At 74.8% G+C, this 16,368-nt stretch carries 7 protein-coding genes; 3 read left to right on the top strand and 4 right to left on the bottom strand.

The features are described 5' to 3' along the window. Positions 1-14 precede the first annotated feature (14 nt). On the top strand, positions 15-980 hold the full coding sequence (locus tag ACRB68_RS39185; RefSeq protein WP_153541954.1) for a LysR family transcriptional regulator: 966 nt from the start codon (positions 15-17) through the stop codon (positions 978-980). Here the strand turns inward: ACRB68_RS39185 and ACRB68_RS42315 are convergent. Together ACRB68_RS42315 and ACRB68_RS42755 are read right to left on the bottom strand one after the other, a co-directional pair. After that, the gene (locus ACRB68_RS42315) at positions 943-1,074 is read right to left on the bottom strand and encodes a hypothetical protein (RefSeq protein WP_268890566.1); all 132 of its coding nucleotides are present in this window, start codon (positions 1,072-1,074) and stop codon (positions 943-945) included. The two genes, ACRB68_RS39185 and ACRB68_RS42315, sit on opposite strands and share 38 nt — an antisense overlap. Before the next feature lie 87 nt (positions 1,075-1,161). Then, positions 1,162-1,659 carry an HU family DNA-binding protein gene (locus tag ACRB68_RS42755; RefSeq protein WP_194293621.1) on the bottom strand — a complete coding sequence of 166 codons (498 nt, stop codon included), beginning with the start codon at positions 1,657-1,659 and terminating at the stop codon, positions 1,162-1,164. A 347-nt stretch (positions 1,660-2,006) separates the two neighbouring features. On the opposite strand from ACRB68_RS42755, the gene ACRB68_RS39175 reads away from it, so the two are divergent. After that, complete coding sequence (locus ACRB68_RS39175) at positions 2,007-2,837, top strand: DUF4253 domain-containing protein (protein WP_153541950.1); 831 nt, start codon at positions 2,007-2,009, stop codon at positions 2,835-2,837. 1 nt (position 2,838) lies between these two features. Here ACRB68_RS39175 and ACRB68_RS39170 read toward each other — a convergent pair whose 3' ends face one another. Next, a complete protein-coding gene (locus tag ACRB68_RS39170) occupies positions 2,839-3,450 on the bottom strand; it encodes a TetR family transcriptional regulator (RefSeq protein WP_328595323.1) in 612 nt (203 codons plus the stop codon). Positions 3,451-3,515: 65 nt separating this feature from the next. Here ACRB68_RS39170 and ACRB68_RS39165 point away from each other — a divergent pair, with 65 nt between their 5' ends. Beyond that, positions 3,516-4,661: an acyl-CoA dehydrogenase family protein gene (locus ACRB68_RS39165; RefSeq protein WP_153541948.1), complete on the top strand. Its 1,146-nt coding sequence runs from the start codon at positions 3,516-3,518 to the stop codon at positions 4,659-4,661. Positions 4,662-4,916: 255 nt separating this feature from the next. Here ACRB68_RS39165 and ACRB68_RS39160 read toward each other — a convergent pair whose 3' ends face one another. Next, entirely contained in the window at positions 4,917-16,196 is an 11,280-nt protein-coding gene (locus ACRB68_RS39160; RefSeq protein WP_153541946.1) for a type I polyketide synthase, read from the bottom strand. Positions 16,197-16,368 lie beyond the last annotated feature (172 nt).

Here is a 16,368-nt window from a genome sequence, read left to right as displayed (position 1 = left end):
GATAGTAAATCGGCATGCGCGCCATCGACCTGCTGAACGGACGGCTGAAGCTGCGGCACCTGGTGCTGGTGGTCGCCGTCGCCGACCAGGGCAGCGTGCTGCGCGCCGCCGAGCACCTGCGCCTCGCCCAGCCCGCGGTGACGCGCAGCCTGCGCGAGGTCGAGCAGATCCTCGGCGTGGAGCTGTTCAGCCGCGGGCCGCGCGGGATGACGCCGACGCTGTTCGGCGAGGCGTTCGTCGAGCACGCCCGCGCCGTGCTGGCCGAGCTGCGCCGGGCCGGCGAGCGGATCACCGGCCTGGCCGACGCCGCGGTCGGCACCGTCACCATCGGCACCCTGCTGGCCGGCTCGAACGTGCTGCTGCCGCGCGCGATCGCCGCGCTGAAGCGGGACCGGCCCGGCATCACCGTGGTCGTCCAGGAGGCCGCCTTCGACGCCCAGGTGCCCCGGCTGCTGGACGGCGAGATCGACCTGATCCTCGGCCGGCTGAACCCGATCGGGGACGTGCGCGGGCTGCGCCAGATCACCCTGTACAGCGAACCGGTCCGGCTGGTGGCGCGCCGCGGCCACCCCGCGCGCGAGCGCGCCGGCCTCACCCTGGCCGACCTGATGGACTACCCGTGGGTGCTGCCGCTGGAGCAGACCGCGCTGCGGCACGAGCTGGAGCAGCTGTTCCGGTCGGCGGGCCTCGGGCTGCCGGCCGACCTGGTCGAGTGCACCTCGATCCTCACCATCCGCTCGCTGGTCTGCGACACCGACATGATCGCCGCGCTGCCCGAGCTGGTGGCCCGCACCGACGCCGCGATCGCGCCGCTGCCGGTCGCGCTGGAACCGGTCCGCCGGCAGGTCGGCGTCACCCTGCCCGACCAGCGCGCGCTGACCCCGTCGGCCCGGCTGATGCTGCAGCACCTGCGCCGCGAGGCCGCCGAGATCAGCGCGCTGGTCACAGGGAGCGGATCAGATCCAGCAGAGCGCGGCTGACGTCCGTCGCGGGGTCGGCGAGATCCAGCACGTTGTAGGCGACGTCCAGTTCCTCATCGGACAGGTCCCTGCCCGGCCAGTCGTCCACGTCCATGACCGCAGCCTGGCCCGACGCGCCGGGGCGGGCGAATACCGTTCGGCGCGCAGGCTATGCCCCCGGTGTTATGCCCGCGGCCCGCCCCTACTTCTTGGCGGGCTTCTTCGCCTTGCCCTTGGCGGCCTTCTTGACCGGCTTCTCCACGGCCTTCTCAACCACTGCCTTCGCGGGCTTGGCCGCCTTCTTCTCGGACTTCTTCTCGGGCTTCTTCGCCTCCGCCTTCTTCTTGCCCTTCTTGGGCTTGGCGGGCGACCCGGCGATTTCCGCGGGCGCCTCCGGCGCCTCCTCTTCCGCGGCCGCGCCGTTCTGCTGCGCGACCCGGTTCTTGAAGGTCTGCCCGATGCGGAAGCGCGGGACCTCGGCCGCCGGGACCTCGATCGGCAGCCCGGTGCGCGGGTTGCGCGCGGTGCGGGCCGGGCGGGACTGGCGGTCGAAGGTGCCGAATCCGGTCACCAGCACGCGCTCGCCCGCGGCCACGTTCTCCATGATGGCCTCGAACACCGCGTCCACATGGCGGCGCGCCGCCGCGTGGTCGCTTCCCGCGCGCGCCGCGACGGCCTCGATCAACTCGGTTCTGTTCATTTCGCCGTTCCTTAAGCCAGGCCGCCTTGATTGGGGCCAGGCTAGACCAGAAAACCCTTCCCAGGTAGCCGGAAAAGCCCCCGGAGGAGCGCGTTCTCCCGTGATCCTCAAGGAACCGGGGCGGCCGGGCACCGCCGCCCTCCGCCGCGTGCCGCCCGGCCGGCCCCCGCCGGTGCGGCCGGTCGCTACCAGATCGTGATCATGTCCGTCACCTGGCCGGAACCGGTGCGGCGGACCTGCCGGTTCGACCGGATCCTGGCGGCCCGTCCCCATGGCGCACCGGACGCCGTTAACATTCCCGGAGTGCCAAGATCCTGTTGGCATGCTCTGTACCGGAACGGCGTGAAATGGATGACCTGGATCTCCGGCAGCACCTGCCGGGCAACCTGCCGCAGCTGTTCGCCGACGCCTCCGTCCCGCGGACGCTGTCGGTGCCGCTGCCCGCGGGTGACGTCGTCTGGCCGGATCCGGGCTATCCGCAGCGCCAGCTGACCCTGCGCCCGGCGTTCTGGGTGAGCGACGACCCGGTCCCGGGCGAGCTGTGGGCGCGGCTGCGGGCCGAGCACGAGCGCTCGGGCCTCTGGCCGCTGCTGCTCGACGAGTCCGACCAGCCCTGGGCCGCCGGGCAGGTCGCCCCCGAGCCGGTCTCCGAGATCGGCAACTACGCGCCCATCGCGTTCATGTCCGAGGTGTGGAGCGACTGGGCCGAGCAGGTCGCCGACGAGGACGCCGAGGACCTGGCGCCGTTCGGGCTGCAGTGCCCCGGCCCGGCGCCGCGCGGCATGGCGCTGGAGGACCCCGGCGTGGTCGCCGACCGGCACGCCCGCGCGCTCGCCGGGCGCGGCATGTCGCTCGGGCTCGTCGCGGTGGAGCGCAGCGCCGACGTCCTCGCCGCCGTCGGCTGGCAGGGCGCGCTGAACCACAACGAGTGGACCGCGCCGCTGTCGGCGGTGCTGCGCGGCTGGGAGGAGCGGTTCGGCGCCCGCGTCGTCGGCCTCGGCTTCAACACCCTGGAGCTCAGCGTGGCCGGGCCGCCGGTCACCACCCGGCACGCCCTGCAGGTCGCCGCCGAGCACTGGGCGTTCTGCCCCGACATCCTGTTCCAGGGGCCCGGCACCCTCGCCGGGTACGCCGAGGAGATCCGCGGCCGCACCAGCTGGTCGTTCTGGTGGGACTGAGCTAGCCGTCCCGGCCGGGCCGCAGCATCCGGACCGCCAGGTGCGCGTACAGGGCGCCGATCTCCTCCGGCGAGGCCGCGCCCTCGGGCCGGTACCAGCGGCACACGTCGATGGCGAGCGAGGCCAGCGCGCGGCCCGTGCCCGCCACGTCGGCGACGTCGAACACCCCGGCGGCGACGCCCGCCTGGATCTCCTCGTGCAGCACCGCCCGCACCCGGCGGCGCATCCCGGCGATCGTCCGCGCCGGCCCGGCCTCCAGCGCGCCGAGCTCGTTCTGGATGACGCGGGCGGCCCGGTGGTGGCGGGCGTGCCAGCAGGCGAAGGCGTACATCAGGGCCCGCACGCGCGCCGTGGGCCCGTGCACGTCCGCGAGCGCGTCGCGCAGCGCGGCCAGCACCGATTCATGGACGAGCTCCGCGATCCGGTACAGCAGATCGGCCTTGGTCCGGTAGTGGACGTACAGGGCCCCGGCGCTCATCCCGGCCCCCGCCGCGATCTGCCGCGTCGAGGTGCCGTGGTAGCCGAGCTCGGCGAACGAGTCCACGGCGGCGATCAGCAGGCGCCGGGAGGCGTCGGGGACGACACCGGCCCACATCGCTTCGTCGGAGGTCACCCGCCGACTCTAAGCGATCGCTCAGTACACTGTCCGGCGAGCCACGCCGGACCAGGAGGAAGCACATGCGCCGCACCGTCTACGACGCCGACCACGAACTGTTCCGCGAGTCCGTGCGGGCCTTCGTCGAGCGCACCCTGCTGCCCTTGGACGAGGACATCCGTAATGAGCGGATGCTCAGGCGCGAGGTCTGGCTGGAGGCCGGCCGGCAGGGCCTGCTCGGCATGCAGGTGCCCGAGGAGTACGGCGGCCAGGACGCCGGCGACTTCCGCTTCAACGCCGTCATCGGCGAGGAGCTGGCCCGGGTCGCGGCGGCCTACAACTCCATCGTCAGCATCCACGTGGACATCTGCGCGCCCTACCTGCTGGAACTGGCCACCGACGAGGCCAGGAAGAGGTGGCTGCCGGGCTTCTGCACCGGCGAGCTGATCACCGCGATCGGGATGACCGAGCCGTCGGGCGGCTCGGACCTGGCCGCGCTGAAGACCACCGCGGTCCGCGACGGCGACGCCTGGGTGATCAACGGCGGCAAGACCTTCATCACCAACGGCGGCCACGCCGACCTGATCATCGTCGCGGCCAAGACCTCCCCCGAGCGCGGCGCCAAGGGCATCACCCTGTTCGGCGTCGAGGCCGGCATGCCGGGCTTCACCCGCGGCACCAAGCTGGACAAGGTCGGCCAGCCCGAGGCCGACACCTCCGAGCTGTTCTTCGACAACGTCCGCGTCCCCGACTCCCACGTCATCGGCGAGCTGGACCGCGGCTTCATCCACATGATGGAGCGCCTCCCCCAGGAACGCCTGTCGTGCGCGATCGCCAACGTCGCCCACGCCCGCGGCGTCCTGGAGGAGACCGTCGCCTACGTCAAGGAGCGGCAGGCGTTCGGGCGGCCGATCGGCGCCTTCCAGCACAACAAGTTCCTGGTCGCCGAGCTCACCACCAAGCTGGACGTGGCGCAGGCCTTCGTCGACCAGTGCCTGGCCGCCCACGTGGCCGGCGAACTGGACGCGGTCGACGCGGCCAAGGCCAAGTGGTGGACCTCCGACGCGCAGAACCAGATCATCGACGGCTGCGTCCAGCTGTTCGGCGGCTACGGCTACATGCGCGAGTACCGCGTCGCCCGCGCCTGGATGGACGCCCGCGTCACCCGCATCTGGGCCGGCTCCAACGAGATCATGAAGGAGATCATCGGCCGCGCCGAGGGCCTGTAGCCCTGGCCCGCCACTTCACGTCTTCGCTACAGCGGCACCCCGACACTCCGACTCGCCGACCTGTGAGCGGCCTTGACCGCCCTTGGCGTCGACCTGATGGAGCTGCCAACCGCGAACGAGGGATACGGCGAGGACTGGCAGCCGGACCCGGCCGCCCACCTCCTCAGCCTCGGCGGCGAGGTCGAGCGGATCACTGCTCCCCTCGCCGCCGAGGCCGTCGCGAGCAGGTGCGGGGCTGCCTTGTCTGACGGGGGGTCAGGCCGGGGTGGGTATGGGGGTGTGGCCTAGGGAGCCGGTCGCGTGGTCGGTCCAGAGGCGGACGTCTTCGGTGCGGGAGCGGATGAGGATGGAGCGGGCGTTGCGGGGGTCGGGCGGGCCGACGACGACCTGGTGGAGGATGTCGGTCTGCGCGGTCAGGACGATCGGGGCCTGCAGGACCATCTCGTCGATCTGGTCGCAGCCGGTCGCGGCGGCGGCGTGGAGGGCCAGTTCGACGAAGACCGTCGCGGGGAGGACGGTCGCGCCAGCGATGGCGTGGTCGGCGAGCCACGGGAAGGACCGCATCGACAGGCGGCCGGTGAAGAGGAAGCCGCCGTCGGGCAGTTCGGTGCTCGTGGCCAGGAGCGGGTGGTCGGCCGGTTCGAGGCCCAGTCCGGCGGCGTCGCCGGTCGCCGAGGCCGCCTCCAGCCAGTAGCGTTCCCGCTGGAAGGCGTAGGTCGGCAGCGCGACGGTGCGGGCGCCGGGGTAGACGGCGTTCCAGTCGGGGTCGGCGCCGCCGATGTAGGCGGCGCCGAGGGCGGCCGCGACGCAGGCCGCTTCGGGGCGTCCCGGCCGCATCGAGGTGCCGAACACCACGTCGGGCCGGTCGGCGAGGGCGTTCTTGGCCAGGGTGGTGAGGACGGGGCCGGGGCCCAATTCCAGATAGGTGGTGGCGCCGAGGGCCCGCGTGGTCTCGATGCCGTCGTGGAAGCGCACGGCCTCGCGGATATGCCGGACCCAGTACTCCGGAGTCGTGATCTCCTCACCCGCCAGAGCGCCGGTCAGGTTCGAGACGATCGGAACGACCGGCGCACGATAGGTCAGCATACGCGCGACGTCGAAGAACGCCTCCAACGCGCCGTCCATATGCGGGGAATGGAAAGCATGACTGACGGTCAGCCGCCGCGACTTCGCAAACCCCGACGCCACCCCCAGCACCGCCTCCTCATCACCGGAGACCACCACCGAGCGGGGGCCGTTCACCGCCGCGACCGCGACCCGGTCCGCAAGACCCGCCATGGCGGCGCGGACCTCATCCTCCGCCGCCGGCAGCGCGACCATCGCGCCCCTGGCCGGCAGCTCCTGCATCAGCCGGGCCCGCGCCGCGACCAGCGCACACGCGTCCTCGAGGTCGAGCACGCCCGCCACATGCGCGGCGGCCAGCTCCCCCACCGAATGCCCCAGCAGCAGATCAGGGGACAGACCCCACGACTCGTACAACCGGTACAAGGCCACCTCAAGCGCGAACAGCGACGTCTGGGCGTACACGGTCCGGTTCAGCAGGGCGTCGTCCGCGCCGAACATGACCTCGCGCAGCGGATGCTCCACATGCCCGGCCAGGCGGGCGTCCACGAGCGCGCACACCTCGTCCAGCGCCGCGGCGAAGACCGGGTGGGCGGCGTGCAGCTCCCGGCCCATGCCCGGACGCTGCGCCCCCTGACCGGTGAACAGGTAGACCAGGCGGCCGCCGCCCGCGGCGCCCTCGACGACGCGCGGCGTCGCCTCGCCCCGAGCCAGTTCCCCGGCGCCGAGACGCAGGTCGGCGCCCGCCTCGCCGATCACGACGGCCCGGTGGTCGAAGACAGAGCGGGTCGTGGCCAGGGAGTAGGCGATGTCGGCGGGCCGCTCGCCCGACACCGACGCCAGCCGGGCGGCCTGGCCGCGCAGCGCCTCGCGGGTCTTCGCCGACAGCGGCCAGACGACCGGGAGGCCGGCCGGCTCGGGAGCGGGCTCCGGAGCCGGCTCCGCGCCGGGCACCTGCTCGATGATCACGTGGGCGTTGGTGCCGCTGATCCCGAACGACGACACCGCGGCGCGGCGCGGACGCCCGGTCTCCGGCCAGCGCTGCTCCTCGGTCAGCAGCCGGACGCTCCCCGCCGACCAGTCCACGTGCGGCGACGGCTCGTCGATGTGCAGGGTCCGCGGCAGGATGCCGTGCCGGATCGCCTGCACCATCTTGATGACGCCGCCGACGCCCGCGGCGGCCTGCGAGTGGCCGATGTTCGACTTCAGCGAGCCGAGCCACAGCGGCCCCCCGGCCCGGTCGCGGCCGTAGGCGGCCATCAGCGCCTGCGCCTCGATCGGGTCGCCGAGCCTGGTGCCGGTGCCGTGCGCCTCGACGGCGTCCACGTCGGCGGCCGACAGGCCCGCGTTGGTGAGCGCCTGGCGGATCACCCGCTCCTGGGCGAGGCCGTTCGGCGCGGTCAGCCCGTTGCTGGCGCCGTCCTGGTTGACGGCGCTCCCCCGGATCACCGCGACCACGGGGTGGCCGTTGCGCCGGGCGTCCGACAGGCGTTCCAGCAGCAGCATCCCGGCGCCCTCGCTCCAGCCGGTGCCGTCGGCGGCGGCGGAGAACGCCTTGCAGCGGCCGTCCGCCGACAGGCCGCGCTGGCGGCTGAACTCCACGAACGTCGACGGGGTCGCCATGACGGTCACCCCGCCCGCCAGGGCGAGGGAGCATTCGCCGGAACGCAGCGCCTGGCTCGCCAAATGCAGGGCCACCAGGGACGACGAGCACGCGGTGTCGACGGTGATCGCCGGGCCTTCGAGGCCGTAGGTGTAAGCGACGCGACCTGAAGCGACGCTCGGCATGCTCCCGCTGCCCACATACCCTTCGAACCCGTCGGGGGCGGACGGACGCAGCCGGGCGCCGTAGTCGTCGTACATGATGCCGGTGAAGACTCCCGTGCTGGTGCCGCGCAGCTCGGACGGCACGATCCCGGCCCGTTCGAAGGCCTCCCACGCGGTCTCCAGCAGGAGCCGCTGCTGCGGATCGATCGCGAGCGCCTCGCGCGGCGAGATCCCGAAGAACGCCGGGTCGAACTCGGCGGCGTCGTGCAGGAAGCCGCCGTGCCGGGTGTAGGACTTGCCGGGCCGGTCGGGGTCGGGGTCGTACAGGCCCTCCAGGTCCCAGCCGCGGTCGCCGGGGAACGCCGACACCGCGTCGGTGCCCTCGGCGACCAGGCGCCACAGGTCCTCGGGGGCGCGGACGTCCCCGGGGTACCGGCAGGCCATCGCGATGATCGCGATCGGGTCGTCGGCACCGGCCGCGGGCACCGGGGCGGGCGCGGCCGCCGCGGCCTCGGGACGGCCGAGGAGTTCGGCGCGGATGTGCGCGGCGAGCGCGGCGGGATCCGGGTGGTCGAACACGACGGTCGTGGAGAGGATCAGGCCCGTCGCGGCGTTCAGCTGGTTGCGCAGCTCGACCGCGGTGAGGGAGTCGAAGCCGAGGGCCTTGAAGGCGCGCCGGGGTTCCAGGCCGTCGGCGGAGGGGCGTCCGAGGACCGCCGCGGTGGTGGCCAGCACCAGCCGCCGCACCCGTTCGAGCTGCTCCTTCTCCGGCTCCCCGGCGAGCTGCCGGGCCAGCGGAAGCGCGGTCCGCGCCGCGGCGGCGGCCTTGCGCAGCGGCAGCCGCACCAGGTCGCGCAGGACGGCGGGCGCGGCGCCGGCGGCGCGCAGGGCCGCGAGGTCGAGCCGGGCCGCGACCAGCGCCGGCAGACCGGCCGCCTGCGCCTGCTCCAGCAGGGCGAGCCCCTGTTCGGCGGGCAGCGGGGCGAGCCCGGCCCGCCGCCACCGCGCCTGGTCGGCGCCGGACAGCTCGCTGGTCATGCCGGTCCGGTCCCACGGGCCCCAGGCGATGGAGGTGGCCGGGAGCCCCAGGGCATGGCGGTGCTCGGCGAGCGCGTCGAGGAAGGCGTTCGCGGCCGCGTAGTTGGCCTGGCCCGCCGTGCCGACCACCCCGGCCACCGAGGAGAACAGCACGAAGGCCGACAGGTCCAGTTCCCGGGTCAGCTCGTGCAGGTGCCAGGCCGCGGTGGCCTTGGCGTCCAGGACGGCCGCGAGCCGTTCGGGGGTGAGGGAGCCGACGATCCCGTCGTCCAGCACTCCGGCGGCGTGCACGACCGCGGTCAGCGGGTGCTCGGCCGGAAGGCCGGCGAGCAGCCCGGCCAGGGCGGCCCGGTCGGAGACGTCGCAGGCGGCGAAGGCGACCTCCGCGCCGAGCGCGGTCAGCTCGGCCTCCAGCCCGGACGCGCCGGGCGCGGCGGCCCCGCGCCTGCTGACCAGCAGCAGCCGGCGGGCGCCGCCCTCCTCGACCAGGTGCCGGGCGCACAGCGCGCCGAGCGCGCCGGTGGCCCCGGTGACCAGCACCGTGCCCTCCGGGGCGAGGCGGGGCAGGGCCGTCTCTGCGGCGCCGACCCGCGCCAGGCGCGGCACGTGGCAGGTCCCGGCGCGCAGCGCGAGCTGCGGTTCCCCGGTGGCGAGCGCGCCGCCGACCGCGGCGGCCGATTCCGGGGTGTCGTCGAGGTCCAGCAGGACGAACCGGTCGGGGTTCTCGGTCTGCGCCGACCGCACGAGCCCCCATACGGTGGCGGTGGCCGGGTCGGCGGGCTCGGTGTCCGGGCCCGCGGCGACGGCGCCCCGGGTCAGGAGGACCAGCCGCGATGCGCCGAAGCGGTCGTCGGCCAGCCAGTCCTGCACCAGGCCGAGGGCCCACCGGGCCGCCTCCGCCGCCCGTCCGGCGGCCGTGTCCGAAGCGCCGGCCGGCGGGCAGGGCACGAGCACGAGGTCGGGGGCGCCGGCCGCGGCCAGCGCGGCGAGGTCGGGGTGGGTCTCGTCGGCCGCGGGGTGCCCGGTCGTTCCGAGCGCCGCGGTGCGGGCCGCGCCGGGCGCGCCGGTCGGGACGGTCCGCCAGGCGAGGTGGAAGAGGGTGTCCCCGGTGGGGGCGGTGTCGGCGGCGAGGCGTTCGGCGGTGGTGGGCAGGAAGACGAGGGACTCGGCCGAGGCGAGGACGGCGCCGTCGGGGCCGGCGAGGGCCAGCGCGACGGTGTCGGCGCCGGTCCTGGTGAGGCGGACACGGATCCGGTCGGCGCCGGCCGCGCTCAGCCGCACCCCGGTCCAGGAGAACGGCAGCAGGAGCCGGCCGGTGTCGCCGTCGGCGGCCAGCAGGGTCTGCAGGGCGGCGTCGAGCAGGGCCGGGTGGAGGCCGTAGGGTTCGGCGGACGGCACCGAATCGGGCAGCGCGACCTCGGCGTACAGGTCGGCTCCGCGCCGCCAGACCGCTTCCAGGCCCTGGAAGGCGGGTCCGTAGGCGTAGCCGCGGGCAGCGAGCCGTTCGTACAGGCCGGCGGTGTCGACCGGGTCCGCGCCGGCGGGCGGCCACGCGCCGGTGAGCGCGGCGGGCTCGGCGGGGGCGTCGGCGGCCAGGACGCCGGTGGCGTGCCGGGTCCAGGGCGTTTCGGCGCCGGAGCGGGCGTGGACGGTGAAGTCGCGGCGGCCGACGGCGTCGGGGGCGGTGACCGCCACCTGCAGCTGGACGGCCTGCCGTGCCGGCAGGACGAGCGGAGCGTGCAGCGTGGCCTCGGCGACCTGGGCGCAGCCGGTCGCGGCGGCGGTGTGCAGCGCGATCTCGATGAAGGCGGCGGCCGGCAGCAGGGTGGCGCCGACGATGGTGTGGTCGGCGAGCCACTGTTCGATCCGCGCCGACAGCCGCCCGGTGAGCAGGAAGCCGCCGTCGGGCAGTTCGGTGGCGGTGCCCAGCAGCGGGTGCTCGGCGGGGTCCAGGCCGAGTCCGGCGGCGGCGCCGGCCACGGCGGGCGAGGCCAGCCAGAACCGTTCGTGCTGGAAGGCGTAGGTGGGCAGGTCGACCGGGCGCGCGCCGGGGAGCACCACCTCCCACCGGATCTCGGCTCCCGCGGTGAAGGCCGTGCCCAGCGCCGTCAGCGCGGACGCGGCTTCGGGACGTCCGGTGCGCAGGGCCGCGCCGAAGACCGCGCCGGGCAGATCGTCGAGGGCGTTCTGCGCGAGGGTCGACAGGACGGGGTCGGGGCCGAGTTCCAGGAAGGCCGTGGCGCCCTCGGCGCGCAGGGTCCGCAGGCCGTCGTGGAAGCGCACGGCCTCGCGGATATGCCGGACCCAGTACTCGGGAGTCGTGATCTCCTCGCCCGCGAGAGCGCCGCTCAGGTTCGAGACGATCGGAACGGCCGGCGCACGGTAGGTCAGCATACGGGCGACGTCGAAGAACGCCTCCAACGCGCCGTCCATATGCGGGGAGTGGAAAGCATGGCTGACGGTCAGCCGCCGCGACTTCGCGAACCCCGACGCCACGGCCAGCACCGCCTCCTCATCACCGGAGACCACCACTGAGCGGGGGCCGTTCACCGCCGCGATCGCGACCCGGTCCTTCAGGCCGACCAGAGCCTCCTCCGCCTCGTCCTCGCCGACGGGCAGCGCGACCATCGCGCCCCCGGCCGGCAGCTCCTGCATCAGCCGAGCCCGCGCCGCGACCAGCGCACACGCGTCGTCCAGATCCAGGACCCCGGCGACATGCGCGGCGGCCAGCTCCCCCACCGAATGCCCCAGCAGCAGATCGGGGGACAGACCCCACGACTCGTACAACCGGTACAAGGCCACCTCAAGCGCGAACAGCGACGTCTGGGCGTAGAGGGTCTGGTCCAGGAGCGGATCGCCGTCCGCGAACACCACCTCGCGCAGGGCACGCTGGGCGTGCCCGGCCAGCTGCACGTCGATCCGCGCGCAGACCTCGTCCAGCGCCGCGGCGAAGACCGGGTGGGCGGCGTGCAACTCCCGGCCCATGCCCGGACGCTGCGCCCCCTGACCGGTGAACAGGAAGGCCAGTCGGCCGCCGTCGGGCGTTCCCCGAACAGCCCCGGACGCGGTCCCGTCCGCCAGGCCGGCCAGGCCGGCCAGCAGCTCCTCGCGGTCCTCGCCGACCACCACCGCACGCCGTTCGAGGGCGGCGCGGGTCGTCCCCAGCGCGAACCCGACGTCCCGGACGGACAGCTCCGGACGCTCCTCCACGAACGCCTTCAGCCGCGCGGCCTGGGCGCGGACGGCGGCCTCCGTCGACCCCGACACCACCCACGGCACCGGCCCGCCGACGTTCTCGGCCTCCGGTTCCGGCCGCTCCTGCGGCGCCTGCTCGACGATGACATGGGCGTTGGTGCCGCTGATCCCGAACGACGACACCCCGGCCCGGCGCGGACGCCCGGTCTCCGGCCACTCCCGCTCCTCGGTCAGCAGCCGGACGTTGCCCGCCGACCAGTCCACGTGCGGCGACGGCTCGTCGGCGTGCAGGGTCCGCGGCAGGATGCCGTGCCGGATCGCCTCGACCATCTTGATCATGCCGCCGACACCGGCCGCGGCCTGCGAGTGCCCGACGTTCGACTTCAGCGAACCGAGCCACAGCGGCTCCCCGGCCCGGTCCCTGCCGTAGGCCGCCATCAGCGCCTGCGCCTCGATCGGATCGCCGAGCCGGGTCCCGGTGCCGTGGCCCTCCACCGCGTCCACCTCGGCGGCCGACAGACCGGCGCCGGCGAGCGCCTGGCGGATCACCCGCTCCTGGGCGGCACCGCTGGGCGCGGTCAGCCCGTTGCTGGCGCCGTCCTGGTTGACGGCGCTCCCCCGCAGGACGGCGAGCACCCGGTGGCCGTTGCGGCGCGCGTCCGACAGGCGTTCCAGCAGCACCAGCCCGGCGCCCTCGCTCCAGCCGGTGCCGTCGGCGTCCGCGCCGAAGGCCTTGCAGCGGCCGTCCGCCGACAGGCCGCGCTGGCGGCTGAACTCCACGAACAGGCCGGGCGCCGCCATAACGGTGACGCCGCCGGCGAGGGCGAGCGAGCACTCACCGGAACGCAGCGCCTGGCTCGCCAGGTGCACCGAGACCAGCGAAGACGAGCAGGCGGTGTCGGTGGTGATGGCCGGTCCCTCGAAACCGAAGGCGTAGGAGATCCGGCCGGACGCGACGCTCGGGGTGTTGCCGGTCAGCAGGTAGCCCTCGGTGCCGTCCCGGGCGGGCCGGTTCAGCGAGGCGTACTCCTGGCCGAACATCCCGGCGTAGACGCCGGTGCGGCTGCCGCGCAGCGAGCCGGGGTCGATGCCGGCCCGTTCGAAGGTCTCCCAGGCCAGCTCCAGCAGGACCCGCTGCTGCGGCTCCATCGCGAGGGCCTCGCGCGGGGAGATGCCGAAGAAGTCGGCGTCGAAGCCCGTCGCGTCGTAGAGGAACCCGCCGTGCCTGCTGTAGGAGGTGCCGGGCCGCTCGGAGTCGGGATCGTAGAGGGCGTCGAGATCCCAGCCGCGGTCGCCGGGCAGCTCGCCGATGGCGTCCACCCCGCCGGCGACCAGCCGCCACAGGTCCTCGGGTGAGCGCACGCCGCCCGGGTAGCGGCAGGCCATGCCGACGATCACGATCGGATCGCCGTCGTCTCCGGCGGCCGCCGGGACGGGCGCAGCGGGCTCGGGGTCCGCGCCGGTCAGCCGGTCGTGCAGATGCCGGGACAGCGCCGCGGGGGTCGGATGGTCGAAGGTGATCCCGGTCGGGAGTTCCAGGCCGGTCGCCGCGCTCAGCCGGTCGCGGAGCGCGACGGCCATCGTCGAGTCGAGGCCGAGGTCCTTGAAGGTGCGGCCGGTGCCGACCGCGTCGGCGGTGACATGGCCGAGCACGATCGCGGTCTGGGTGCGGACCACTTCGAGCAGAGCGCGCCTCCGCTCGGCCGGCGGCAGCCCGGCGACGGTCAGGCTCTCCGCCGGCTCGGGCACGGCGGCCTCGGCGGTCGCCTCCAGAGCGGGCAGGCCGGCCCATTCGCCGTCCTCCCCCGACGGCCAGAAGCGCGTGCGCTGGAAGGCGTAGGTGGGCAGCGCGGCCCGGCGCGGCGCCCGCCCCTCGAACACGGCCGGCCAGGCAACGGGGATCCCGCGCACGTGGAGTTCGGCGAGCACGCCGAGCAGCGGCGGCCAGGCGGCCTCGTCGCGGCGCAGCGTCCCGGCGGCGAACGCCTCCGGCACCGTCTCCTGGACGCCCAGCGTCAGCACCGGGTGCGGGCTGCTCTCGACGAAGGCGGTGTGCCCGTCGGCGGCCAGGGCGCGCACGGCCTGCTCGAACAGCACGGGGCTTCTCAGGTTCGTGTACCAGTACCGGGCGTCGAGCGGCTCGTCGCCGAGAAGCCCGCCGGTGACCGTCGAGTAGAAGGCGATCCGGGGCGTCCGAGGTTCGATGCCGGCCAGGTCGGCCAGCAGGCGCTCGCGGATCGGCTCGACCTCCGGCGAATGGGAGGCGTAGTCCACGGCGATCCGGCGGGCCCGCACCCCGTCCGCCTGGCAGCGCTCCACCAGCTCGGCTACGGCGTCCTGGGCGCCCGACACGACGGTGAGGGCGGGGCCGTTGACGGCGGCGACGCCGACCAGCCCGGCGTAGGGGGCGATCAGGTCGGCCACGTCGGCGGCGGGCAGCGGCACCGAGGCCATCGCCCCGGCCCCGGCCACCTCGACCAGGGCCCGGCTGCGCAGCGCGACCACCAGGGCGGCGTCCTCCAGGCTGAGGGCCCCCGCGACACAGGCCGCGGCGATCTCCCCCTGGGAGTGGCCGACAACGGCGTCCGGCCGCACGCCGAGCGACTCCCACAGCCGGGCGAGGCCGACCATGACGGCGAACAGGGCGGGCTGGACGACGTCCACCCGCGGCGGCAGCGGCCCGCCGAGCACCTCCAGCAGCGACCAGCCCGTGTGCGGGGCCAGCGCGGCGTCGCATTCCGCCATGCGCTCGCGGAAGACCGGCGAGGTCGCCAGCAGTTCGCGGGCCATCGCGTCCCACTGCGAGCCCTGGCCCGGGAAGACCAGCACGGTGCGGCCCGGCTCGTCGGCTACGCCCCGCACCACGCCGGGCGCGTCGGCGCGCCGGGCGACGGCGGCCAGCCCCGCGAGCAGGGCGGGACGGTCGGCGCCGAGCACCACCGCGCGGTGCTCGAACGCGGTCCTGGACGTCGCGAGCGTCCAGCCGACGTCCTCGGCGGCGAGTTCTTGCCGCTCCGCGAGGTGCGCGGCCAGCCGTTCGGCCTGCGCCCGCAGCGCGCTCTCGCTGCGGCCGGACAGGATCCACGGCAGCACCGGCACCCCGGTCTCCCCCGCGGGCCGCTCGGCTGCGGTCCCGGCGGGCGGCTCGGCGACCACGACGTGGCAGTTCGTGCCGCCCATGCCGAAGGAGCTGACCCCGGCGACCAGCGGAACGGCGGGCCGCGGCCAGGGGCCGAGCTCCCGCTGCACCCGCAGGTTCAGGGCGTCCAGGTCGATCCGCGGGTTCGGGGTGGCGAAGTTGAGGCTGGCGGGCAGCTCGCGGTGCCGGACGGCGAGCAGCGTCTTCAGCAGCCCGACGATGCCGGAGGCGCCCTCCAGATGGCCGACGTTCGTCTTGGCCGAGCCGACCGGCACCGGGGCGGGGGCGTCGCGGAGGATCCGGCCGAGGCCGTCGGCCTCGATCGGGTCGCCGACCGGGGTGCCGGTGCCGTGCAGCTCGACGTACTGCAGCGCGCCGGCCGGCACCTCGGCGCGCTCGCAGGCCAGCCGGATCACCTCGGCCTGGGCGGCGGCGCTCGGCACGGTCAGCCCGTCGGTCCCGCCGTCGTTGTTGACGGCGCTGCCGAGGATCAGCCCGTGCACCTCGTCGCCGTCCGCGACGGCCCGGGCCAGCGGCTTCAGCACGAGGACGACGCCGCCCTCGCCGCGGACGTAGCCGTTGGCGCGCGCGTCGAAGGTGTAGCAGCGGCCGTCCGGGGACAGCCCGCCGAACCGGGCGACGTTCAGGGCGCTCTCCGGGACGATGTTCAGGCTGACGCCGCCCGCGATGGCGAGCGCGGCGTCGCCGGACCGCAGGCTCTGGCAGGCCAGGTGCACCGCGACCAGGGAGGAGGCCTGGGCGGCGTCCACGGTCATGCTGGGCCCGTGCAGGCCGAGCTGGTAGGAGACCCGGTTGGCGATGATGCCCCGGTGGGTTCCGGCCAGGGTGTGCTGGGTGACGGCGTCGGGGCCGCCCCGGTGCAGCAGCGTCGCGTAGTCGCTGGAGATCGCGCCCAGGAAGACGCCGGTGCGGCTGCCGGCCAGGGTTCCCGGCACTATGCCGGCGTCCTCCAGCGCCTCCCAGCTCAGCTCGGCGACCAGCCGCTGCTGCGGGTCCATCAGCGCGGCCTCGCGCGGCGAGATCCCGAAGAAGGCGGGGTCGAATCCGTCGACCCGGTCGAGGAATCCGCCGTACCGGGTCGCGGCCCGGTCGGCGGGCGAGGCGAACGAGCCCGGGTCCCAGCGGTCGGCGGGGACCTCCGTGATCGCGCTCGTGCCGGCCCGCAGCAGCCGCCAGAAGGCTGCCGGGTCCGGCGCCTGCGGGAGCCGGCACGACATGCCGATGACGGCGATCGTGTCGGGTCCGGCGGGCCGCGTGTTGGATTCGGCGTGATCGAGTTCGCCCGTCATGGCGCCGAGCGCCTCCCTCGTCATTGGCGGAGCACCGGGGCGCCGCGGGGGTGCCGGGCGGAACCGCCCCTACACCGCTCGCAGGCGCGCCGCTACCGCTGATGGCCACCGCTTGTTCTGGGTAGATCGTTGGTCCACCCCTGCCGCCGCCACCACCCGTAGGGCACCCCTACCCTGCCCCGATCGCCCCTCTGTC

The sequence above is a fragment of the Actinomadura macrotermitis genome, assembly GCF_009604375.1.
In the GTDB taxonomy this organism is placed as follows: Bacteria; Actinomycetota; Actinomycetes; order Streptosporangiales; family Streptosporangiaceae; genus Spirillospora; species Spirillospora macrotermitis.
Note: the sequence above shows the minus strand (reverse complement) of the source record. Positions and strands in the feature narration are given on the sequence as shown.

Excerpts from the sequence above, each read along its gene's own strand:
- ACRB68_RS39185 (WP_153541954.1), top strand. The coding sequence starts at position 15 with ATGCGCGCCATCGACCTGCTGAACGGACGGCTGAAGCTGCGGCACCTG.
- ACRB68_RS39165 (WP_153541948.1), top strand. The coding sequence starts at position 3,516 with ATGCGCCGCACCGTCTACGACGCCGACCACGAACTGTTCCGCGAGTCC.
- ACRB68_RS39160 (WP_153541946.1), bottom strand. The coding sequence starts at position 16,196 with ATGACGAGGGAGGCGCTCGGCGCCATGACGGGCGAACTCGATCACGCC.
- ACRB68_RS42755 (WP_194293621.1), bottom strand. The coding sequence starts at position 1,659 with ATGAACAGAACCGAGTTGATCGAGGCCGTCGCGGCGCGCGCGGGAAGC.
- ACRB68_RS42315 (WP_268890566.1), bottom strand. The coding sequence starts at position 1,074 with ATGGACGTGGACGACTGGCCGGGCAGGGACCTGTCCGATGAGGAACTG.
- ACRB68_RS39175 (WP_153541950.1), top strand. The coding sequence starts at position 2,007 with ATGGATGACCTGGATCTCCGGCAGCACCTGCCGGGCAACCTGCCGCAG.